At 45.3% G+C, this 22,063-nt stretch carries 17 protein-coding genes; 13 read left to right on the forward strand and 4 right to left on the reverse strand.

What is annotated here, in order from left to right; translation table 11 throughout:
• Positions 1-152: 152 nt before the first annotated feature.
• From ACLTL4_RS03840 to ACLTL4_RS03850, 3 genes are read right to left on the reverse strand one after another with little or no spacing between them, the layout of a single operon-like run.
• On the reverse strand, positions 153-596 hold the full coding sequence (locus ACLTL4_RS03840) for an aspartate carbamoyltransferase regulatory subunit (RefSeq protein WP_412290629.1): 444 nt from the start codon (positions 594-596) through the stop codon (positions 153-155).
• Complete coding sequence (gene pyrB / locus ACLTL4_RS03845) at positions 590-1,510, reverse strand: aspartate carbamoyltransferase (RefSeq protein ID WP_173895591.1); 921 nt, start codon at positions 1,508-1,510, stop codon at positions 590-592. Before pyrB ends, ACLTL4_RS03840 begins: the two co-directional genes overlap by 7 nt.
• A gap of 56 nt (positions 1,511-1,566) precedes the next feature.
• Positions 1,567-1,971, reverse strand: coding sequence for a putative ABC transporter permease (locus ACLTL4_RS03850; RefSeq protein WP_147631388.1), 405 nt, complete (start codon positions 1,969-1,971; stop codon positions 1,567-1,569).
• A gap of 110 nt (positions 1,972-2,081) precedes the next feature.
• Here ACLTL4_RS03850 and ACLTL4_RS03855 point away from each other — a divergent pair, with 110 nt between their 5' ends.
• From ACLTL4_RS03855 to ACLTL4_RS03900, 10 genes are all read left to right on the forward strand, one after another.
• Positions 2,082-3,446, forward strand: coding sequence for a bifunctional folylpolyglutamate synthase/dihydrofolate synthase (locus ACLTL4_RS03855; protein WP_412320252.1), 1,365 nt, complete (start codon positions 2,082-2,084; stop codon positions 3,444-3,446).
• A 5-nt stretch (positions 3,447-3,451) separates the two neighbouring features.
• A complete protein-coding gene (gene folE, locus ACLTL4_RS03860; RefSeq protein ID WP_412290632.1) occupies positions 3,452-4,009 on the forward strand; it encodes a GTP cyclohydrolase I in 558 nt (185 codons plus the stop codon).
• Entirely contained in the window at positions 4,009-4,497 is a 489-nt protein-coding gene (locus ACLTL4_RS03865; protein ID WP_022119577.1) for an HD domain-containing protein, read from the forward strand. Before folE ends, ACLTL4_RS03865 begins: the two co-directional genes overlap by 1 nt.
• 29 nt (positions 4,498-4,526) lie before the next feature.
• Positions 4,527-5,333 (forward strand): dihydropteroate synthase, encoded by an 807-nt coding sequence (gene folP, locus ACLTL4_RS03870; RefSeq protein WP_412290634.1) that lies wholly within the window; start codon positions 4,527-4,529, stop codon positions 5,331-5,333.
• A gap of 21 nt (positions 5,334-5,354) precedes the next feature.
• On the forward strand, positions 5,355-6,170 hold the full coding sequence (gene folK / locus ACLTL4_RS03875; RefSeq protein WP_412290635.1) for a 2-amino-4-hydroxy-6-hydroxymethyldihydropteridine diphosphokinase: 816 nt from the start codon (positions 5,355-5,357) through the stop codon (positions 6,168-6,170).
• Positions 6,163-7,293 carry a chorismate mutase gene (locus ACLTL4_RS03880; RefSeq protein ID WP_412290636.1) on the forward strand — a complete coding sequence of 377 codons (1,131 nt, stop codon included), beginning with the start codon at positions 6,163-6,165 and terminating at the stop codon, positions 7,291-7,293. The genes folK and ACLTL4_RS03880 overlap by 8 nt, the downstream gene beginning before the upstream one ends.
• 52 nt (positions 7,294-7,345) lie before the next feature.
• Positions 7,346-8,656 (forward strand): ATP-binding protein, encoded by a 1,311-nt coding sequence (locus tag ACLTL4_RS03885; protein WP_412320253.1) that lies wholly within the window; start codon positions 7,346-7,348, stop codon positions 8,654-8,656.
• A 2-nt stretch (positions 8,657-8,658) separates the two neighbouring features.
• Positions 8,659-10,170, forward strand: coding sequence for an HD domain-containing protein (locus tag ACLTL4_RS03890; RefSeq protein WP_022119582.1), 1,512 nt, complete (start codon positions 8,659-8,661; stop codon positions 10,168-10,170).
• A 27-nt stretch (positions 10,171-10,197) separates the two neighbouring features.
• The gene (locus tag ACLTL4_RS03895) at positions 10,198-12,342 is read left to right on the forward strand and encodes an RNA degradosome polyphosphate kinase (protein ID WP_412320260.1); all 2,145 of its coding nucleotides are present in this window, start codon (positions 10,198-10,200) and stop codon (positions 12,340-12,342) included.
• Positions 12,343-12,461: 119 nt separating this feature from the next.
• Positions 12,462-17,306, forward strand: coding sequence for a beta-N-acetylglucosaminidase domain-containing protein (locus ACLTL4_RS03900; protein ID WP_412320254.1), 4,845 nt, complete (start codon positions 12,462-12,464; stop codon positions 17,304-17,306).
• Between the two features lie 241 nt (positions 17,307-17,547).
• Here the strand turns inward: ACLTL4_RS03900 and rpmB are convergent, their stop codons facing one another.
• The gene (gene rpmB / locus ACLTL4_RS03905) at positions 17,548-17,733 is read right to left on the reverse strand and encodes a 50S ribosomal protein L28 (protein ID WP_022119585.1); all 186 of its coding nucleotides are present in this window, start codon (positions 17,731-17,733) and stop codon (positions 17,548-17,550) included.
• Positions 17,734-17,931: 198 nt separating this feature from the next.
• Between rpmB and ACLTL4_RS03910 the strand changes: the two genes are divergently transcribed.
• Genes ACLTL4_RS03910 through recG form a run of 3 tightly spaced genes read left to right on the forward strand, consistent with a single transcriptional unit; the run spans position 17,932 to position 22,041 of the window.
• A complete protein-coding gene (locus tag ACLTL4_RS03910) occupies positions 17,932-18,288 on the forward strand; it encodes an Asp23/Gls24 family envelope stress response protein (protein WP_412320255.1) in 357 nt (118 codons plus the stop codon).
• 13 nt (positions 18,289-18,301) lie between these two features.
• Positions 18,302-19,981, forward strand: a complete 1,680-nt coding sequence (locus ACLTL4_RS03915; protein ID WP_248834555.1) for a DAK2 domain-containing protein — start codon at positions 18,302-18,304, stop codon at positions 19,979-19,981.
• 2 nt (positions 19,982-19,983) lie between these two features.
• Positions 19,984-22,041, forward strand: coding sequence for an ATP-dependent DNA helicase RecG (gene recG, locus ACLTL4_RS03920; RefSeq protein WP_412320256.1), 2,058 nt, complete (start codon positions 19,984-19,986; stop codon positions 22,039-22,041).
• Positions 22,042-22,063 lie beyond the last annotated feature (22 nt).

The following is a 22,063-nucleotide window of genomic DNA, read 5'->3' on the forward strand; positions in this document are numbered from 1 at the left end:
GTGGGTGAAAGACCTTGGGACCCGCCCCGATATGAGCATAAAAGTGGGATGATAATCCCACGATATGCGAATACTGGGGAGGATTGTGGGAGTGCAACGCACGGAACAATCCGTAGGCATCATAGTTGGGGACTTTTGACACCCACATCTTATTATTTATGTTTGGATTTTGAAGCGTGATACTTTTCGTCGCAGTATCTGCAGCGGTAAATTTCCTTTTCTTCATTGGAAAGGACAAAGACCTGATCCAGTCCGTGCTCGATCGATGTGATGCAGCGAGGATTCTTGCATTTGATCACATTGACGATCTGTTTTGGAAGGTGCAGCTTTTTCTTGTCTACGATCTCACCGTTTTTGATGATGTTGACGGTGATATTGTGGTCGATAAAACCAAGGATATCAAGATCCAGCATGTCAACCGGACATTCTACTTTGATGATATCTTTTTTGCCCATTTTGTTGCTGCGGGCATTTTTGATGATGGCAACACAGCAGTCCAGCTGATCCAGTTTCAGATAATGGTAGATGGACATGCTCTTTCCTGCTTCGATGTGGTCGAGAACCACACCTTCGTTTAACTGACCTACATTTAACATACTTTCACCTCCAGAAGTGTAAGAATCAGAGCCATACGTGCATAGACAGCATACTGAGCCTGCTTGAAGTAAGCAGCTCTTGGGTCATCGTCAACTTCAACTGCGATCTCATTGACACGAGGGAGCGGATGCATAACGATCATATCCTGCGGTGCAAGTTCCATTTTCTTTTTGTCAAGAATATAGAAATCCTTCATGCGGACATAATCCTCTTCATTGAAGAAACGTTCTTTCTGTACACGGGTCATATAAAGGACATCCAGCTTCGGAAGTGCATCTTCCAGACGTTCTACTTCTTCGAATTCGATGTTGTTCTCACGCAGCACATCGTCGCGAATATAACTTGGGATACGCAGCTCTTCCGGAGAAATCAGGACAAAACGGATTCCGGTGTAGCGGACCAATGCACTGATCAGGGAGTGAACGGTACGTCCGAATTTTAAGTCACCACAGAGACCGATCGTCAGATTGTCCAGTCTTCCTTTCAGGGAGCGGATCGTCAGAAGATCCGTAAGTGTCTGGGTCGGATGCTGATGTCCGCCATCTCCGGCATTGATCACCGGGATTGGAGAATGTAAGGATGCCACAAGCGGTGCACCTTCTTTTGGATGACGCATTGCACAGATGTCGGCATAACATGCGACCATGCGAATGGTGTCTGCAACGGTCTCTCCTTTTGTAGCGGAGCTGGAATCGGCCGAAGAAAAACCAAGTACATTACCACCTAAATTCATCATAGCAGCTTCAAAGCTGAGGCGGGTACGTGTGCTTGGTTCGTAAAAAAGAGTCGCTAATTTTTTGCCTTCACATGCGTGGGCGTATTTTTTTGGGTTTGCTTCAATATCATTGGCCAGATTCAGGAGCTGATCCAGTTCTTCCACACTGAAATCCAGCGGACTCATTATATGTCTCATAATTTCCTCCTTTTAACTTCAGATTTTCTTTATCATATACCATTTGCAGACAGATTTCAAGATGAAGTTGAGCCATTTTTCTGATTCAGATATTCAAAAAGCAGACCGCAGAAGAACCAGAGCGGTGCATAGTCCAGACGGATCACACCGTTTATCTGAAAATGTGTCCCGGAATAGTCCCACGGGCAGCAGTGATGTTTTTTCAAAAGGCTTCCGCTCATATATTCGGCGGTGAAAATAAACAGCATATATAGAAAGCCACGCAGGAGAAAAGAACATTTTTTGCTGCAAAGGAAGTTTGAGAGCGGTTTCAGGAAAGCTGCCATACCGTAGATAGGAAACATCCACAGGGAAGAATGACCGGTCAGCTTCCATTCACGCCGCCGAAAGGAAAGAAAACCGGTCCACAGAAGCTCCAGGCACCAGCCGCAGATACCGCATCGGATAAAATTATTTTTCATGGGAAAAGTATAACCGGAAACGGGAAAGATTATACTCTGCCGGACCATAATGTTCTTGCAAAATCAGGTCGGGTATACTATAATTCAACGTGATAGGATGCCGGGCGAGGATGGTTTTCTTATTGTGGAACAGGATACTTGCAAAAGCCGGCACAATACTGGAAGAAGAATGGAGTTCTATGAATTACGAAGAAGCAAGAGCGTATCTGGACGATGCTGCCAGATACGGAAGTGTTCTCGGGCTGGATACAATGAAAGAATTGCTTGCAAGGCTTGGCAATCCGCAGGATGATCTGAAATTCATTCATATCGGCGGTACCAATGGCAAAGGATCGGTACTTTCATATCTTTCTACCGTTCTGAAAGAAGCAGGTTATCGCGTTGGACGATATATTTCGCCGACGCTGTTTTCTTACCGGGAACGTATACAGGTAAATGAAATATATATAAAAAAAGATGCTCTGGCAAGGCTGACGACGCAGATACAAAGCTGTGCCGATGAGATGGTACGTGACGGTGCACCTCATCCGACCGCTTTTGAGATCGAGACGGCACTTTGCTTTCTCTATTTCAGGGAGGAAAAGTGTGATCTGGTCGTTCTGGAGGTCGGCATGGGAGGAGCTACCGATGCCACGAATGTGATAAAGACGACCGTTCTGGAAGTGCTCGCATCGATCAGCATGGATCATATGGGATTTCTTGGAGACACTCTGGCAGAGATCGCCGCGTGCAAAGCCGGTATCATCAAGCCGGATACGACTGTGGTCAGCATGAGACAGCAGCCGGAAGCCATGGAAGTGATCCGGCAGGTCTGTCAAAGGCAGAAGGCGGATCTGCGTATCGCAGATGCGGCAAATGCAACGGACATCGTATATGGGTGTGAAGAGCAGTATTTTTCCTATGGCGGGTATGACAGCCTTGAGATCCATCTGGCAGGCTCTTATCAGATTGCAAATGCCGTTCTGGCAGTGGAAGCGGTAAAAGCCCTGATCGATCTTGGCTATGCCATTTCAGAAGAAGCACTGCGCAGTGGTCTGCAAAAAGCAAGCTGGAAGGGCAGATTTACGGTTCTTCAAAGAGAGCCATATTTTATTATAGACGGAGCACATAACCGCGATGGGGCAAGGGTACTGGCTGATTCAGTACGTCAGTATTTTCCGAAAAAAAGGCTCCATTACATTATGGGTGTTTTTAAAGATAAAGAATACGAAACGATCATTGATCAGATGTCTGCATTTGATGCGGATGTGATCACGGTAGAGACACCGGGCAATCCGCGTGCACTGCCTGCGGAAGAACTGGCAGAAGCATGGAAAAAGAAAAAAGCGGATGTGACATTTGAGAAAAAGATAGAAAATGCGGTAAGAAAAAGTCTGGAAAAGGCGAAAAAAGACGACGTAATCCTCGCTTTCGGATCCCTCTCGTTTCTTGGTGAGATTGTGAAAGCTCTGGATACAATAAGAAGTGAGGTTTGAAAACTATGGTAGATCAGGAAAAAGTAAGAGAAGGGGTACGACTAATACTGGAAGGTATCGGGGAAGATATAAACAGAGAGGGACTGATAGAGACACCGGACCGTATTGCGAGAATGTACTGTGAGCTGGCAGGAGGTATGGATCAGAACGCAGCGATTCATCTGGAGAAGCGTTTCCATGTGGACAATGCGGATATGGTTGTTGAGAAGGATATCACATTTTATTCGATGTGCGAGCATCACATGCTTCCGTTTTTTGGAAAAGCACATGTTGCATATATTCCAAACGGCGAGGTAGTCGGTCTGAGCAAGATCGCAAGAACCGTAGAGGTTTTTGCAAGAAGACTGCAGCTCCAGGAACAGCTGACGGCACAGATCGCCGATGCGTTTATGGACAATCTGCACCCGCAGGGCGTTATGGTTATGATCGAGGCAGAGCATCTCTGCATGACGATGCGTGGGATCAAAAAACCGGGTGCACAGACAGTAACGACCGTGACACGAGGTGTGTTTGATAACAACAAAGAACTGCAGGATACTTTTTATCAGATGGTGCGTTTATAATGAGAATGGAACGTGTAAATCAGATTTTGCAGCACACACTTTATCAGAGCTGCCGCAGACAGATTGATGAAAAAGAAAAAGACCGGATTTTCTGTGGACATGATATGGGACATCTGCTGGATGTTGCCAGACTGGCATGGATCTTTAATCTGGAAGCAAATCAGGAGATATCGAAAGAGCGGATCTATGCAGCCGCTCTTCTTCATGATATAGGGAGGCATATTCAGTACGAAAACGGAACTCCGCACCAGATCGCAGGGCTTCCGATCGCAGAGCAGATCCTGACGGACTGCGGATTTTATCCGGAAGAGATGAAAGAGATTCTCTATGCGATCGAAAATCACCGCAACAAAGAGATGTTAAAGCGGGATGATCTTGCCGGGATCTTATACCGGGCAGATAAAATGTCCAGATGCTGCTTTGGCTGCCGTGCCGAAAAAGAGTGCAACTGGAGCACGGAAAAGAAAAATATGGAGATACAGTACTGAGGCAGAATATACGAAAAGAGGAAAAGCAGATGAAGATAGGAAACAAAGAATTTGATCTGAAAAATCACGCTTATGTGATGGGGATTTTAAATGTGACACCGGATTCTTTTTCCGACGGCGGGAAATGGAACGACAAGGGTCGGGCAATGCGTCATACACAGGAAATGATAGAACAGGGAGCAACGATCATTGATATCGGTGGCGAGTCCGCAAGACCAGGTTATACACTGATCTCCGATGAGGAAGAGATCTCCAGAGTGGTTCCGATGATCGAGATGGTAAAGAAAAACTTTGATGTGCCGGTTTCTATCGACACTTACAAAAGTAGAGTGGCAGAGGCAGCACTTGACGCAGGAGCAGATCTGGTCAACGATATCTGGGGACTGAAGTACGATCCGGATCTCGCAGGCGTGATCGCCCGAAAAAATGCTCCATGCTGTCTGATGCATAACCGTAAAGAGCCGGATTACACTGATTTTATTGCAGATTTCCTGAAAGATATGCAGGAGACCATTGACATTGCAAAAAAAGCAGGCATCGCCGATGAGAATATCATCCTTGATCCGGGTGTCGGATTTGGCAAGACTTATGAAAATAATCTGGAGATCATCAACAAACTGGAATGCATGCATGCGCTCGGCTATCCGATCCTGCTTGGAACTTCCAGAAAATCCGTGATCGGACTGACACTGGATCTTCCGGCAGATCAGAGAATGGAAGGAACCGTGGCAACCACTGTGATCGGTGTGATGAAAGGGGTCGCTTTTGTCCGTGTACACGATGTAAAAGAAAACTACCGTGCCTTGAAGATGACAGAAGCCATCCTCGGCAGATAACAGGCAGATAGGAGAAAGATGATGGATACAATTTATATCAAAGATCTGGAAGTGTTTGCCAACCACGGTGTCTATCCGGAAGAGAACAAACTGGGTCAGAAGTTTGTGATCAGTGCGGATCTTTCAGTGGATGTGCGGATGGCAGGCCTGACAGACGAACTGGAATATTCGGTAAATTACGGCGAAGTCAGCCATACGATCCAGGATTTTTTGCAGAAACATACCTTTAAGCTGATCGAAGCGGCGGCAGAGGGGCTGGCAGCGGAGCTGTTTTGCAGATATTCGTTGATCCGGGCACTTCGCCTGGAGATCCAGAAACCGTGGGCTCCGGTAGGACTGCCGCTCAGGACAGTCTCTGTGGAGATCAGAAGAAGTAGACATACCGTTTATATCGCACTTGGCTCCAATATGGGAGATAAGATGGCCTATCTGAAAGAGGCAGTGGAAAAACTTTCAAAACTGCCGGGCAGCAGCGTGAAAAAGGTGTCAGATTTTATCAGAACAGAACCTTATGGAGTGACAGAGCAGGACGAATTCCTTAATGGCGTCCTTGAGATGGAGACGCTTCTGACACCGCAGGAACTGTTGGCTCAGTTGCATCGGATCGAGGCAGAAGCAAACAGGGAGCGTATCCTCAGGTGGGGACCGCGTACTTTGGATCTGGATATTCTGCTGTATGATCAGGAGGTCATCGACACAGAAGAGCTGCATATTCCGCATATTGATATGCAGAACCGGGATTTTGTCCTGGTGCCGCTCTCTCAGATCGCACCGTGGGTACGTCATCCGGTTTTGAACAGGACAATAGAACAGTTAAGGAGAGAACTTGATGGTTGATTTACAGGACTTAAGAAATGAGATAGACTCCATTGACCGTCAGATGACGGAGCTTTTTGAGAAGCGTATGGAGATCAGCCGAAAAGTGGCAAAGTACAAGATCAGCACCGGCAAAAAGGTGTTTGATAAAGAACGTGAAAAAAAAGTCATTGAAAAGGCAAAAGATATGACACACAACGACTTCAACCGTCACGGGATTGAAGAACTGTTTCAGCAGATCATGGCGATGAGCCGTAAACTGCAGTATCAGCTGTTGGAGGAAAACGGTGTGGCAGGCCGCCTGCCGTTTATCGGTGTGGATGAGCTGGAGAAAGAGAATGTCCGCGTAGTGTTCCAGGGCGTGGAAGGAGCATACAGTCAGGCTGCAATGCAGCAGTATTTTGGCGATAAGATCACCTCGTTCCATGTGGAGCACTGGAGAGATGCGATGGAGGCGATCGCAGAAGGTGCGGCAGACTATGCAGTGCTGCCGATTGAGAATTCAACGGCAGGGAGCGTCAATGATATGTATGATCTGCTGGTAGAGTTTGAAAACTATATCGTCGGTGAGCAGATCATTCGCTGTGAGCATTGTCTGCTTGGGCTTGAAAATGCAGAAATCTCCGATATCCGTACTGTTTATTCCCATCAGCAGGGACTTTCCCAGTGCAAGAGCTTTCTTCAGGAACACCGGGACTGGAAACAGATCCCGCTTGAGAATACCGCAATGGCAGCGAAAAAAGTGGCAGAGGACGGCGATGTGACGCAGGCATCTGTTTCCAGTGCCTTTGCGGCAAAATGTTTCGGGCTGAAAGTGTTAAAAGAAAATATTTACAGCAACAAGGCAAATTCTACGAGATTTATCATTGTGACAAATCAGAGAATTTATCAAAAAGATGCGAAGAAGATCAGCATCTGTTTTGAAACGCCACATACCAGCGGATCTCTTTACAATATTCTGTCTCACTTTATTTATAACAATCTGAATATGTTCGGAATCCAGTCCAGACCGATCCCGGGACGCAACTGGGAGTACCGTTTCTTCATTGATTTCGAGGGCAATTTAAACGACAGTGCGGTCAAAAATGCCCTGCGTGGTATCCGCGAAGAGGCAACGAATATGAAAATACTTGGAAATTACTGAAAATACAGCGGCTTTTGCAAAAAAGCTGCTGTTTTTGGAAAGGTTGATAAAAATGTTTCGAATTGATGAATTAATCGTATACCGAGAATATGAGCAGGAACAGGATCAGGTCTTAAACGATATGGCATTTATCGTGGAAGAGACAGAAACGATGGGGATGCCGGTTTCGGATCTTCGTGGGCTTTATTTTTCCTGTATCCACAAACTGACCGAACTTGCCGGTACTTATGGATTTGAAGGAAATTTATGGCACAGCTATCTGACCTGGCTTCTGGTAAACAATGAAAATGTGTTCAGTCATGCAAGCGAGATCCGCGGCGAGGTGGATGGCAGCATCAATGCATTGGTGGAGCATGATTATGAGATTTTTCGTGAACTATATGCCCTAAACTTTGAGGCACTGGAAGAAAAGCTGGGTGCACATTGCTTTTTCATGATTGCAGATTATGTTAATGCACCGCAGAGCAGCAAAGTATTTAACGAGCGTATTCGTGACCGGATCTGTGAACTGAGCGAAAAACTTGCAGGAGCAAAAGATGTGCATGAATTTAAAGAAGATATGACTTCTTTCTACAAAGATTTCGGTGTGGGAAAACTGGGACTGCATAAGGCATTTCGCGTGGCACATGATGAAGATGGCGTACAGATCGTGCCGATCACCAAGATCGCACACGTACACCTGGATGACCTGGTAGGTTATGAGCTGGCAAAGAAGAAACTGATCGAAAATACCGAAGCTTTTGTGCAGGGAAGAAAAGCAAACAACTGTCTGCTTTTTGGTGATGCCGGCACCGGAAAATCCTCCAGCATCAAAGGCATTCTCAATGAATATTACGACCAGGGACTGCGTATCATTGAAGTTTACAAACATCAGTTCCAGGATCTGAATGATGTGATCGCTCAGGTCAAAAACAGAAATTATCGTTTTATTATCTATATGGATGATCTTTCCTTTGAGGAATTTGAAATCGAATATAAATACCTGAAGGCCGTGATCGAAGGCGGACTGGAACGCAAGCCGGAAAATGTACTGATCTATGCAACTTCCAACCGCAGACATCTGATCCGTGAAAAATTCAGTGACAAGGAAGAGCGAAGAGACGATCTGCATACTTCTGATACGGTGCAGGAGAAACTGTCACTGGCATATCGTTTCGGACTGAAGATTTATTTTGGTTCACCGAGCAAAAAAGAATTTCAGAATATCGTCCGCGTCCTGGCAGACAAACACGGAATTACGATGTCGGAAGAAGAGCTGTTTTTAAAGGCAAATCAGTGGGAACTGCAGTATGGCGGACTTTCCGGACGTACTGCACAGCAGTTTATTGATCATCTGCTTGGACAGGAGAGAAAGGACGTGTGAGTATGAAACTTTTTGCAGCAATCGATATAGGTTCCTATGAAGTGGAAATGAAGATTTTTCAGATCACTTCCGGAAAAGGAATCAAAGAAATCGACTGCGTGTGCCATCGCATGGAACTTGGCAAAGATGTATACCGTGATGGCAGGATCGGTGTGGAGATGACTGATGAACTCTGCCGGGTTCTGAATGACTTTGTAAGGATTATGAAAGGATATCGCGTGGATGACTGGCGTGTGTGTGCCACGAGTGCAGTAAGAGAAGCGGGTAACCAGCTTGTTTTTCTGGATCGTGTGAAACGCCATACCGGTCTGGAAGTGGAAGTTCTCTCAAATGCATCACAGCGTTTTATGGATTATAAATCGATCGCATCCAGGGAAAATGAATTCAACCGTATCATCCAGAAAGGAACGGCGATCGTAGATGTCGGCGGCGGCAGCATTCAGATTTCTCTGTTTGACAAGGATCGTCTTGTTGCAAGCCAGAATATGAAAATCGGAAATCTGCGGCTGCGTGAACGGATGATGAATGAGGGTGTGAGCCTGAAGCATTATGAGACACTTCTGACAGAAGTTGTGAAAAATGAATTTCTGTCATACAAAAAGCTGTATCTGAAGGATCGTGTGATCTCCAATTTGATCGTGGTCGGGGACCATATCGGCGATGCCGTTCATAAAAATGTGATGACAAGAGCGGATTTCCTGAATTTTTACGATGACATGATCTACCGTTCTGACGAAGATGCGGCAGGACGCTGCGAGGTTCCGGAAGATGTGATCTCGGTATTGCGCCCGTCTCTTGTCGTTTACCGTTGTTTCCTGGAGGCAGCCGATGTGGAGAATATCTGGATGCCGGGTCTGCACCTGACTGATGGCATGGCGTATGAATATGCACAGCAGAACCGGCTTTTGAAACTCGGCCATGACTTTGATGAGGATATCCTGGCGGCTGCAAGAAATGCTGCCAAACGTTATCAGTGCAGCAAGTCGCATATCAAAGTGTGCGAAGATCTGGCAGTTGGTATTTTTGACAAGATCAAAAAGAGCCAGGGATTCGATGACCGGGACCGCCTGCTGCTCCGCATTGCGGTGATCCTGCATGGATGCGGTAAATTTATCAGCCTGTCAAATGCCGGGGAGTCCGCGTACCATATAATCATGGCGATGGATATCATCGGATTATCGGAAGAAGAGAAAGAAATTGTGGCAAATGTGGTAAAATATAATACGGTGCCGCTGGAAGGATACGACAAGATCGGAAGCAGCCGGATGACAAGGGAAAATTATCTGACCATTGCCAAACTGACGGCAATCCTCGGAGTGGTAAATTCGCTGGACCGCAGCCACAAGCAGAAGACCAAAGAGGCAAAACAGATATTGCACGAAAACGAACTGGTCATTCAGCTTTATTCGGACGAAGATCTGTCACTGGAAAAGAAAGAGTTTGCAAAAAAAGCAGAATTTTTCGAGGAAGTGTTCAGCATCCGTCCGGTGCTGCGTCAGAAAAAAATGATGTAACGAAGGAGGTATGTCCGTATGGGTGAAATGGATTTAAAAAAAGCAGAATACTATACAAACCGAGAATTAAGCTGGCTGGGTTTTAACAACCGCATTTTGGGAGAGGCAAGAGATGCCTCACTTCCGCTATTTGAACGGCTGAAATTTTTAAGTATCACAGCATCCAATCTGGATGAATTCTTTATGATCCGTGTGGCATCTTTGAAAGATATGGTGCACGCAGGTTATACAAAAAAGGATATTTCCGGGATGACGGCTTCGGAGCAGCTGAAAAAAATCTTAAAAGAGACACACGAACTGGTAGATCTGCAGTATTCTACTTACAATCGCTCTCTGATCCCGGCTCTGAAAAAGCGGGGGCTGAAAATTATTTCCGAGCACGAGAGTCTGAGCGAAGAGCAGAAAAAATTTGTGGATGCTTATTTTGAGGAAAATGTCTATCCGGTTCTGACACCGATGGCGATGGATTCTTCCAGACCATTTCCGCTGATCCGCAACAAGACCCTGAATATCGGTGCTCTGATCTGCAGAAAAGACGGCAAGGAAAAGCATAAGACACTGGATTTTGCAACGGTGCAGGTGCCGTCTGTCCTGCCAAGAATCGTGGAACTTCCGGAAGGAAAAGACGGAGAAAAACGTGTGATCCTTCTGGAAGAGATCATAGAGCGGAACATCGGACAGCTGTTTTTAAGTTACGATGTCGTATGTGCACATCCATACCGTGTTATGCGAAATGCAGATTTATCCATTGATGAGGATGAAGCAGAGGATCTGCTCAAAGAGATCCAGAAACAGTTAAAGAAACGTCAGTGGGGCGAAGTGATCCGTCTGGAGATCGAAGGAAAGATCGACAAACGGCTGTTGGATATCTTAAAAGAAGAGTTTGCCGTGAAAGACAGCGATGTATTTGAGATAGGCGGACCGCTGGATCTGACTTTTCTGATGAAGCTGTACGGCATGGAAGGGTTTGAAGACTGCAAAGTGAAAAAATATATTCCGCAGCCGGTACCGGCACTGATGAACGATGACAGCATTTTTGCCAATATCCGCAAAGGTGACATTTTACTGCATCATCCGTACATGACGTTTGATCCGGTCGTAGATTTTGTAAAACAGGCAGCGAAGGATCCGAATGTTCTGGCGATTAAGCAGACACTTTATCGTGTCAGCGGTAATTCACCGATCATTGCAGCACTGGCACAGGCGGCAGAGAACGGCAAACAGGTTTCTGTTCTGGTAGAATTAAAAGCCCGTTTTGATGAAGAAAACAATATCATCTGGGCGAAAAAGCTGGAAAAAGCAGGCTGTCATGTAATCTATGGACTGGTGGGTCTGAAAACACACAGCAAGATCACCCTGGTTGTCCGGAGAGAAGAAGACGGTATCCGCCGTTATGTGCATCTCGGAACTGGAAATTATAACGATTCTACGGCAAAATTGTATACGGACTGCGGTCTTCTGACCTGTGCAGAACCGATAGGGGAAGATGCGACTGCGGTATTTAACATGCTCTCCGGCTATTCCGAACCAAAACACTGGAACGACCTTATCGTTGCACCGATCTGGCTCCGCAAACGTTTCTTAAGACTGATCGAACGAGAGAAGAACTGGGCACTGGCGGGAAAAGAAGCCCATATCATTGCAAAAATGAATTCCCTGTGTGACCGGGAGATCATCGAGGCACTCTATGCGGCATCGGCGGCAGGGGTGAAGATCGAACTGATCATCCGCGGCATCTGCTGTCTGAAGGTCGGCATCCCGCATATCAGCGAAAACATATCGGTACGTTCGATCGTCGGCAATTTCCTGGAACATGCCCGTATCTTCTATTTCTATAATGACGGGGCAGAAGAGTTGTATATGGGCAGTGCGGACTGGATGCCGCGAAATCTGGACAAACGTGTTGAGATCGTATTTCCATTAAAAGATGAAAAGATCAAACAGCAGGCAAAACATATTCTGGATATCCAGCTTGCTGATAATCTGAAAGCTCACATCCTGCAGCCGGACGGAAGCTATGAAAAGATTGATAAAAGAGGGAAAAAGATGCTGATCTGTGCACAGGATTATTTCTGTGAAGAGGCGGTAAAAAATGCAAAGCAGCCGACAGATCCGGTTCTGGATCATGTATTCATCCCGGCAGAAGCAGGCGTCTTTTCCGACAGAGATTGAAGATAACAGTTGACGCAACTTACGGAAATTGTTATAGTAAAAGTAACGTATCCCTGCCTGTTTATGACTAAGATAAAGAGGCTTTTGTGCAGGGGTACAAAAAGAAAAGGAGGAAACACATGAAAAAGAAAACAACATCACTGGGTATGAAGCTCGTTGCTTTTCTGGCAATGCTTATGCTGTTCTGTATTCCTGTATCCGCAGGCGTAAAAGAAACAGCAGGTGAGTATGAGATCTACCCGACACCGCAGGAGATCACCTACGGTGACAAAGAAATGCAGCTTACCGATCAGGTGAAACTGTCGATCGGAAGTGACATTGACGATTACACAAAAACACGTATCACAGACACGCTGAATGTGCTGAAACTGACCGGAAACGAAAGTGCAGCGTCAGACAAGACCGAGCTGATCGTTGGTGTTTATGGTTCCGGGGATGCAGCAGATACTTACGGAAAAGCAAACGGAGCGGTTCAGGCGACCTTTGATAATTACGATGCTTATATGCTGTATGTCAAAGACGGCAAGATCGTAGTCCTTGGTAAAGACACCGATGCGGCATTTTACGGTGTCACCACACTGAAACGTATTTTTGAACAGCTTTCCGCAGACAAAAAGATCAAAGAGCTGACGGTGACAGACTATGCAGAAGTACAGTTCCGTGGATTTATCGAAGGATATTATGGAAATCCGTGGTCACTGGAAGACCGTATTGATCTGATGAAATTCGGCGGCGAGATCAAGATGAATCAGTATGTGTTCGCACCGAAAGACGATCCTTACCACAACAAACAGTGGAGAGAGCTGTATCCAAAGGCAGATCTTGAGAAGATCAAAAAACTTGCACAGGCAGGCAATGAAAGCAAATGTTTCTTCGTTTATGCTCTGCATACGTTTATGAACAGTCCATTTAATTTCAACAATTACGATGCAGATCTGGCAACCGTAAAAGCAAAATATCTGCAGGTGATCGAATCCGGCGTGCGTCAGATTGCCCTTCTGGAGGATGATGCGACCGGATCAAGTGCAGCAAACTTAAGCAGACTGCTCAATGACCTGACAAACTGGCTGACAGAACTGAAAAACACCAAATATCCGGATCTGAAAACCGATATCCTGTACTGCCCGACAGACTACATGGGAAATGGTTCCTCTGCAAAACTGAAAGGCATCAATGCTTCTGCCAACAGACAGGTACATATGTTGATGACCGGTAATGCAGTATGGGGACAGGTAAGTGCAAACTTTGCAGATAATTTCTATAATAATGTAGCATCCAATGGTGTCGCAGGACGTTATCCGTACATGTGGGTAAACTGGCCATGTAACGATAACTACAAGACCGGTCTGATCATGGGCGGACATAATACCATTCTGCATACCGGAATTGACGGTCATAAATATGAAGGTATCATCCTCAACCCGATGCAGCACTCAGAACCTTCCAAAGTAGCGATCTTTACCGCAGCAGACTATAGCTGGAAACCATGGGATGCCACAAAAGAAGGAGACCAGGCATGGGAAGATTCCTTTAAGTACATTGACCATGTTACCGCACTGGAATCCGATTCTTCCACAGCCCTGCGTGAAGTGGCAAAACACATGATCTATCAGGGACCGGTTCAGACAGCCGGAAGACAGGCAAAATTTGAAGAGTCTGTTGACCTGAAAAACAAGCTGGCAGAGATCCAGAAAAAAGTAGAAGCAGGAACAGTTACGACAGCAGAGTTGAATGATATGCGTAACGAGTTCAAGACCATTTACGATGCAGCTGTAAAATATCTGACAGATGGCACCAATAAACGTCTGAGCGAGCAGATGACACCATTCCTTGAGTGTCTGCGTGATGAGTGTGAAGCAGATATCGAGCTGATGGATGCACTCAAAGCTGTTCAGACAAAAGAAAATGATAAAGTATGGGAGCACTATTCTGCAGCACAGACTTTATATGAACGTTCCCAGACTTATGGATTCCGTTATGTAAATGAAACAAAATATGCGACAGCAGGTCTTCTCTACATTGTTCCGTTTACCGAAAAAGTCATGAAAAATGTTTCTGATACCGTAAAACAGATCATTGATCCGGAACACATCAAACTGGAAAGAACCCTGATCTACCGTGTCGGCGGAACAGAAAACTCCGGAAATACCGGAAATGCAGCCAATGCAATTGATGGAAACTTAAATACCAATTTCCAGATTCAGACGGATCAGCAGACTGGTGACTATGTAGGACTTCTTTTCAACCAAATGACACCGGTTAAAAAAATGACGGTCGCACTGGCATGCAGCGGACACGAAAATGATTATATTCCAAACGGTGTTATGGAATATACGACAGACGGCAGCAGCTGGACGGCATTTGAAACACAGCCGGCAGCCGGTTCTACCACAGATGTAACTCTGGAGCTTGCAGAAGCAAAAGAGATCAAAGGATTCCGCTGGAAGAACAGCAACAACGACAGAAATCGCTGGCTGATCATCCGTGAGATTTCCTGTGATGCATTTGAAAAAGATGGCAACAGCGAAGTTACAGATAACAAATATACTGGAACCATCAGCTATACGAGCGGATGGAGCCTGTATCAGTCCGGAAGTTATCCGCTGTCCAATGTGACAGACGGGGATGATTCTACCTTTACTTGGTTTAAGCCAGCTTCCAATGATACCAGCGTTGCCGGAGATTATATCCAGATGGATCTTGGTGAAGCAAAAGAAGTGTACAAAGTGCGTATTGTAATGGGTGCGGGCAGTGCAGATAAATGGATCAAATATCATCTTGAATATTCAGAAGATGGAAATAGCTGGACTTCAAAATCTGCACAGACCGGAACAGCCAATGGCACCGATACTTATGAGGAAGATTTAAAAGGTGCATCTGCACGTTATATCAGACTGGTAAACAATAAAGACCGTCACAACTGGATTAAATTTAACGAGTTCTCTGTTTGTGGAAAAGAAGCAGAAGTAACCGGCGATGTTATGGATTACACCAATACAAACGATGAGAACTGGAAAGTAACTTATGGGGATGAAGTTTCCAAAGTCTATGCAAGAGACAATGTAACCCTGAAAGCAGGACAGTACATCGGACTGAAACTTGACCGTATCCATGCGATCGCATCCATCGATACAGAAGGCAACGGAACTGACAAACTGACTCTGCAGACTTCCCTGAATCAGAAAGAGTGGACAGATAGCACATCTGCAAAGAGTGCACGTTACATCCGCCTGATCAACAACGGAAGTACGGATGTTACCTTCAGCCTGAGCAAATTTGAAGTGACAAACGATGAGATCGGGGCTATGGATCTGCTTGAAACAAACATTGGCGGAGCGTCAAACAGTGAGGATGCAAGAAAACTTGGTACGACCGCAAACTGGATGGACGGCGATTTGACATCGAAGGCAAAATATTGTGCAACACCGGCAAAAGACGATTATATAACATATACACTCGGACAGGAAATCACACTGAAATCTCTGAAAGTATATGTTCTGGATACTGCAATCGATTATCCTCGTGATGCAGTGATCCAGGCATCTGTTGATAATAAAACCTGGACAGACCTTATCAAGATCGGTGACGGTATCGAAAACGACGGAACAGACCGCGACACCAAACCGGCAGAAAATGGTTGGACACATGACACTGTAGATGTAGCATATTCTTATGTTGAAAATGCAAACATTAACAATGTAAAAGCAAAATACATCCGTCTGTACTTTAACGCAGGATACAGTGCTCGTTGGGTAGAACTCAATGAGATCCAGATCAACGGCGGTGCATATATTCCAACTGTAAATGATCCGACATTTGAGACCGATGCTGCTCTGCAGAGAGGTCAGGAGCCTTGGAACTTAAATGACGGTGATCTGACAACCGCATTTGTACCGGATATGACGGATAAGACTGAAGGTTCTCTGGTATATCATCTGTCTGATACAACCAATGTCCGCAAACTGAACATTGTACAGAAATCCATCAGCAATGCAGAAGTTTCCATCCGTACCGGTGCAGACACCTGGGAGACGATCGGTAAACTGGATAAGAGCCTGAACACCTTCTATACGTATGGATATGATCAGGTATACGATGTAAAGATCACCTGGGGTGAAACAGCACCGTCCATCTGTGAGATCATCACACTGGAGTGCCCGAAACAGACCAGCGAAGATCTGAAAAAAGAGGAAATCGAACAGGCAAAGACCGCTCTGGGAAATGCAGTGGAAAATGCAGAAACAAAGGGTATCTACGAAGATGGTAATGCATCCGGTACTTACACGAAAGAAAGCTGGGCAGCATTTAAAACAGCATATGAAAACGCTGTAAATGCCAAAGCAGATGCAACAGCAGAGGAGCTGAAGAAACTGCTGACCGCTTTACAGGATGCAAAAGCAAAACTGAAGAAAGTAGAATCGGAAACGGAAAAACCGACCGAAAAACCAACGGAAAAACCAACCGAAAAACCAACAGAAAAACCAACGGAAAAACCGACCGAGAGACCTACAGAGAAACCAGGTGAGCCGGAAAAACCGACTGTGAACAAGAAAGTTCTGAATAAGGTCACTTATCAGATCCTGAATGCAAAGAAGAAGACAGCAGCAGTTGTTACAGCAGATAAGAAAGTAACTTCTGTAAACGTTGCCAAGACCGTTAAGATCAACGGTGTTACTTACAAAGTGACCAAGATCAGCAAAAATGCATTCAAGAACTGCAGGAAGCTGAAGAAAGTAACCATCGGAAGCAATGTGAAGAAGATTGGCAAGAATGCATTTGCAGGCTGCAGCAAACTGAAGACTGTCAATATGAAAAAAGCAAATGGCATTACTTCCATCGGAAGCAAGGCATTCAGCAAGATCGATGCAAAAGCAAAAGTGACCGTACCGGCCAAGAAGCTTTCCAAGTATAAGAGAATGCTGAAAAAAGCAGGTCTGCCAAAGAAAGCGACTGTAAAAAAATAAAAAAACGGAACATGTTTCCGGAACAGTAAAAGCTACTCTGTAACAGAACCGTTCCAAAGAAACATCCGACAGCAAGAAAAAAGAGCGGGAGAGACCCCCAAAAGGTTTCCCCGCTCTTTTGCTGTATAAGATTCAGATAGGATGCTCTGACCAGAATGAGAATTTGAGCAAAAGAAAAAAGAGCCGGAAGATCTGTCATCTGATCCCTGCTCTTTTATATCCCTGTTTTCATTTATGATCCTTATGCTCTCTCAACTTTATCAGAACGTAAGCATGAAGTACATACATACATTTTCTTTGTTCCACCGTTTACTTTAACGCGAACAGATTTAATGTTGGATTTCCACATTTTATTGGATCTTCTATGAGAATGACTCACGTTGTTACCGAAATGAGCTCCCTTATCACAAATAGCACATCTAGCCATGACTGCACCTCCTTGACATTATATTGCCTACAATAGGCTCACAACAATAAGTATTCTACCAGAAGCTGCATGATAATGCAAGCAAAAAATGCGAAAATTTAAAAAAACTGTAAAAAATGATTTTTCATGTTTTCTTTTTATATGAAACAGGTTATAATGAATAAATAATACAGCTATTAACCTAGGAGGTATCATGATATGAAAGGAAGAATGGAAACAGAACTGGGTTCGATTTTGATCGACACGGATGTGATCGCTACCTATGCCGGAAGTGTTGCAGTAGAGTGTTTTGGAATTGTCGGTATGGCAACGGTGAGCATGAAAGACGGTCTGGTAAGACTTCTGAAGAAAGACAGCCTGAAAAATGGAATACAGGTAACCGTTGAAGATAATGAAATTTCACTTGATTTTCATGTGATTGTGGCGTATGGCGTCAGCATTTCTGCGGTTGCAGACAATCTGATCAACAATGTCAAATATAAAGTCGAAGAATTTACCGGTATGGAGATTCATGAGATCAATATTTATGTAGAAGGTGTCAGACCGATAGATTAAGGAGGAACTCGTTGTGGAAATAAATACAATAAATGCCGCACTTTTTGCCAAAATGTTTCTGGCAGGAGCAAAAAACCTGGAGTCAAAGAAAGAATGGATCAATGAACTGAATGTTTTCCCGGTACCGGACGGTGATACCGGAACCAACATGACCATGACCATCATGGCTGCGGCCAAAGAAGTAGCGGCACTGGAAGATCCGACGATGGAAGTACTTGCAAAAGCGATTTCTTCCGGATCTCTTCGCGGAGCACGCGGTAACTCAGGTGTTATCCTCTCTCAGCTGTTCCGTGGATTTACAAAAGGAATCAAAAAGTATGAGGAGATTGATGTTGCGATTCTGGCAGCTGCTTTTCAGAAAGCAGTGGAGACTGCATACAAAGCAGTTATGAAGCCAAAGGAAGGCACGATCCTCACAGTGGCAAAGGGTGCAGCAGACAAAGCACTGGAGCTTGCAGAGAATGATATTTCGCTGGATGATTTCTTAAAACAGGTGATCGAAGAGGCAGATGCTGTCCTTGCAAAGACACCGGAGATGCTGCCGGTTCTGAAAGAAGCAGGCGTTGTAGACTCCGGCGGACAGGGACTTGTGCAGGTGTTAAAGGGTGCTTACGATGCATTTCTTGGAAAAGAGATCGATTATACGGTTGAACCGGCTGAAAGCACTAAAAAAGCCCCGGCACAGGAAAAGGAAGCACCGGCTCAGGCAGAGATTCGATTCGGTTACTGTACCGAATTTATCATCATGCTCGAGAAAGAGTATACACCGCAGACGGAGCAGGAGTTCAAAGGATTTCTGGAGTCCATCGGTGATTCCATCGTTGTTGTGTCAGATGAAGATGTTGTCAAGGTCCATGTACATACAAACGACCCTGGCAAAGCAATCTCCAGAGCACTCACTTACGGCTCACTGACCCGTATCAAAATCGACAATATGCGTGAGGAGCATCAGGAGAAACTGATCAAAGATGCGGCAAAAGTTGCAGAACAGCAGAAGTTCGAAGAAGAAGAGCGTAAAAAAATGGTGCCGCCGAAGCCGGTCGGATTTATTTCCGTTTCCATTGGTGAGGGTATCGGTGAAATCTTCCGCGAACTGGGCGTTGATTATCTGATCGAAGGCGGTCAGACCATGAATCCGAGTACCGAAGATATGCTGCGTGCGATCGAAGAAGTAAATGCGGAGACGATTTACATTCTTCCGAATAATAAAAACATTATTCTGGCAGCAAATCAGGCAAAACTTCTGACCAAAGACAAAGAAGTGATCGTGATTCCGACCAAAACCGTTCCGCAGGGAATCACAGCCGTTGTCACTTACAGTGCCGAGGCTTCTGTGGAAGAAAATACGGAGGCAATGTCTGAAGAGATCAAAAATGTAAAAACCGGACAGATCACTTATGCAGTGCGTGACACGCACATTGATGATAAGGAGATCCATGAGGGCGATATCATGGGAATCGGCGATCATGAAATCCTTGCGGTCGGAAAAGAGATTCAGGATGTTACACTGGAAACGATTGCCCTGATGGATGCCGATGATGCAGAACTGATCACGGTATATTACGGAGAGGATACAAAAGCCGAAGATGCAGAAAAATTGGAACAGGCACTGACGGAAAAATATCCTTCCTGTGATGTGGAAGTCTATGCCGGAGGTCAGCCGATCTATTATTATGTTGTTTCTGTGGAGTAATTATGAATACATTATCACCGCTTACAGAGCTAAAAGGAATTGGTGAAAAGACAGAAAAACTGTTTGCAAAAGTGGGCGTAACGAATGTCGGGGAACTGCTTTCCTACTATCCGAGAACGTATGAAACGTACGGGGAAATACAGAAGCCGGATGCCGTAACAGACGGCATGACGGCTGCTCTGTATGGTCAGTTTCAGGGACCGCTGGCAGTGAAGCGTGTAAAAAACATGCAGATTGTATCCGGCGTATTCGAAAGTGATGCACAGAAAATACGCATCACCTGGTATAATATGCCTTATCTTCGCAGCACCGTAAGAGCCGGTGTGCCTTATGTGCTGTGGGGCAAAGCAGCAAAGAAAAACAGACAGTTGGTATTGGAGCAGCCAGCTGTTTTTTCTTTCGAGGAATATCACAGGATGCGGCAGCATTTAAAACCGGTGTATCCTCTGACGGAAGGACTCTCTGCAAAGACCATCGAGAAAGCAGTGCGGCAGGCACTTGAAAGTCTGCCCTTTTTCAAAGAGACACTGCCGCCTGCTATCCGCAGCAAGTATCATCTCGCAGAATATCATTTTACACTTGAACAGATTCATTTTCCGGAGAATCGGGAACAGATGCTTCTGGCGAGAAGAAGACTGGTATTTGATGAATTTTATCTGTTTATCCTTGCACTGCGGCAGCTGAAGCAGGTAAATGAACGAAATCCGCAGAGATTTCAGATACAGAAAATTCCTCTGACAGATCAGATCATTGCAAACTTATCTTTTTCACTTACCGGGGCACAAAAAAAGGTCTGGCAGGAGATCGAGCGTGATATGACAGGTGATTATCTGATGTCACGCCTGATACAGGGAGATGTAGGATCTGGAAAGACGATCCTTGCCTTTCTTGCCCTATTTCTTGCAGCGGGAAATGGCTGGCAGGGATGCCTGATGGTTCCGACCGAGGTGCTTGCAGTGCAGCATATGGAGGCTATCCAGAAGCAGATCTGCGAACAGAAACTGCCTTTTTATGCAGAACTGCTTACTGGTTCCATGACAGCGAAACAAAAACGGGAAGCCTGCGGCAGAATTGTCTCCGGAGAATCACGGATCATCATTGGGACGCATGCGGTCTTTCAGGAAAAGATCCAATATAAAAATCTGGCACTTGTGATTACCGATGAGCAGCACCGTTTCGGTGTGCGGCAAAGAGAGTCTCTGTCGGAAAAAGGAGATATGCCGCATGTGATGGTTATGAGTGCAACTCCGATCCCAAGGACACTGGCCGTGATCCTGTATGGAGATCTTGATATTTCGGTTGTGAATGAACTTCCGGCAAACCGTCTGCCGGTCAAAAACTGTGTGGTTGACACCTCTTACCGTCCGAAAGCATATCGTTTTATAGAGAAACAGGTAAAGATGGGGCATCAGGCGTATATCATCTGTCCGATGGTGGAGGAGAGCGAGCAGATCGAAGCAGAAGATGTGATTTCTTATACAGAAAAACTGAGAAGTACACTGCCACAGGATATTACGGTTTCGTATCTCCATGGCAAGATGAAACCGGCCAAGAAGAACGAGATCATGGAAGCTTTTGTGAAAAATGAAATCCAGGTTCTTGTTTCCACGACGGTGATCGAAGTTGGTGTGAATGTACCGAACGCCAGCGTTATGATGATCGAAAATGCGGAGCGTTTCGGTCTTGCACAGCTGCATCAGCTTCGCGGGCGTGTCGGAAGAGGAGATGCACAGTCTTACTGTATCCTGTGTTATGGGAAAGACGGAGAAAAGACAAAAAAGCGTCTGGAAATTTTGAACAAATCCAACGACGGTTTTTATATTGCGAACGAAGATCTGCGTCTGAGGGGACCGGGAGATCTCTTTGGAATTCGTCAGAGCGGAGAGCTTGCATTTCGCATCGGAGATGTTTTTCAGGATGCCGCGATCTTACAGGAAGCAAACGATGCAGCAAACGACACCCTGCAGGATCCATCCTATCCGGAAGGGAAAGATTACGCCATTTTAAGACAAAATCTCGAAAAATATATGTACAAGGATCTGTGCAATTTGAATTTATAGTTGATAATTTGTAAAAAATGGT

Origin of the sequence: Hominisplanchenecus sp. (assembly GCF_046967715.1) — a bacterium.
Classification (GTDB): Bacteria; Bacillota; Clostridia; order Lachnospirales; family Lachnospiraceae; genus Hominisplanchenecus; species Hominisplanchenecus faecis.

What these genes read in the sequence shown, in the direction of transcription:
- ACLTL4_RS03840 (WP_412290629.1), bottom strand. Translation starts at nt 596, where the DNA reads ATGTTAAATGTAGGTCAGTTAAACGAAGGTGTGGTTCTCGACCACATC.
- pyrB (WP_173895591.1), bottom strand. Translation starts at nt 1,510, where the DNA reads ATGAGACATATAATGAGTCCGCTGGATTTCAGTGTGGAAGAACTGGAT.
- ACLTL4_RS03850 (WP_147631388.1), bottom strand. Translation starts at nt 1,971, where the DNA reads ATGAAAAATAATTTTATCCGATGCGGTATCTGCGGCTGGTGCCTGGAG.
- ACLTL4_RS03855 (WP_412320252.1), top strand. Translation starts at nt 2,082, where the DNA reads ATGGTTTTCTTATTGTGGAACAGGATACTTGCAAAAGCCGGCACAATA.
- folE (WP_412290632.1), top strand. Translation starts at nt 3,452, where the DNA reads ATGGTAGATCAGGAAAAAGTAAGAGAAGGGGTACGACTAATACTGGAA.
- ACLTL4_RS03865 (WP_022119577.1), top strand. Translation starts at nt 4,009, where the DNA reads ATGAGAATGGAACGTGTAAATCAGATTTTGCAGCACACACTTTATCAG.
- folP (WP_412290634.1), top strand. Translation starts at nt 4,527, where the DNA reads ATGAAGATAGGAAACAAAGAATTTGATCTGAAAAATCACGCTTATGTG.
- folK (WP_412290635.1), top strand. Translation starts at nt 5,355, where the DNA reads ATGGATACAATTTATATCAAAGATCTGGAAGTGTTTGCCAACCACGGT.
- ACLTL4_RS03880 (WP_412290636.1), top strand. Translation starts at nt 6,163, where the DNA reads ATGGTTGATTTACAGGACTTAAGAAATGAGATAGACTCCATTGACCGT.
- ACLTL4_RS03885 (WP_412320253.1), top strand. Translation starts at nt 7,346, where the DNA reads ATGTTTCGAATTGATGAATTAATCGTATACCGAGAATATGAGCAGGAA.
- ACLTL4_RS03890 (WP_022119582.1), top strand. Translation starts at nt 8,659, where the DNA reads ATGAAACTTTTTGCAGCAATCGATATAGGTTCCTATGAAGTGGAAATG.
- ACLTL4_RS03895 (WP_412320260.1), top strand. Translation starts at nt 10,198, where the DNA reads ATGGATTTAAAAAAAGCAGAATACTATACAAACCGAGAATTAAGCTGG.
- ACLTL4_RS03900 (WP_412320254.1), top strand. Translation starts at nt 12,462, where the DNA reads ATGAAAAAGAAAACAACATCACTGGGTATGAAGCTCGTTGCTTTTCTG.
- rpmB (WP_022119585.1), bottom strand. Translation starts at nt 17,733, where the DNA reads ATGGCTAGATGTGCTATTTGTGATAAGGGAGCTCATTTCGGTAACAAC.
- ACLTL4_RS03910 (WP_412320255.1), top strand. Translation starts at nt 17,932, where the DNA reads ATGAAAGGAAGAATGGAAACAGAACTGGGTTCGATTTTGATCGACACG.
- recG (WP_412320256.1), top strand. Translation starts at nt 19,984, where the DNA reads ATGAATACATTATCACCGCTTACAGAGCTAAAAGGAATTGGTGAAAAG.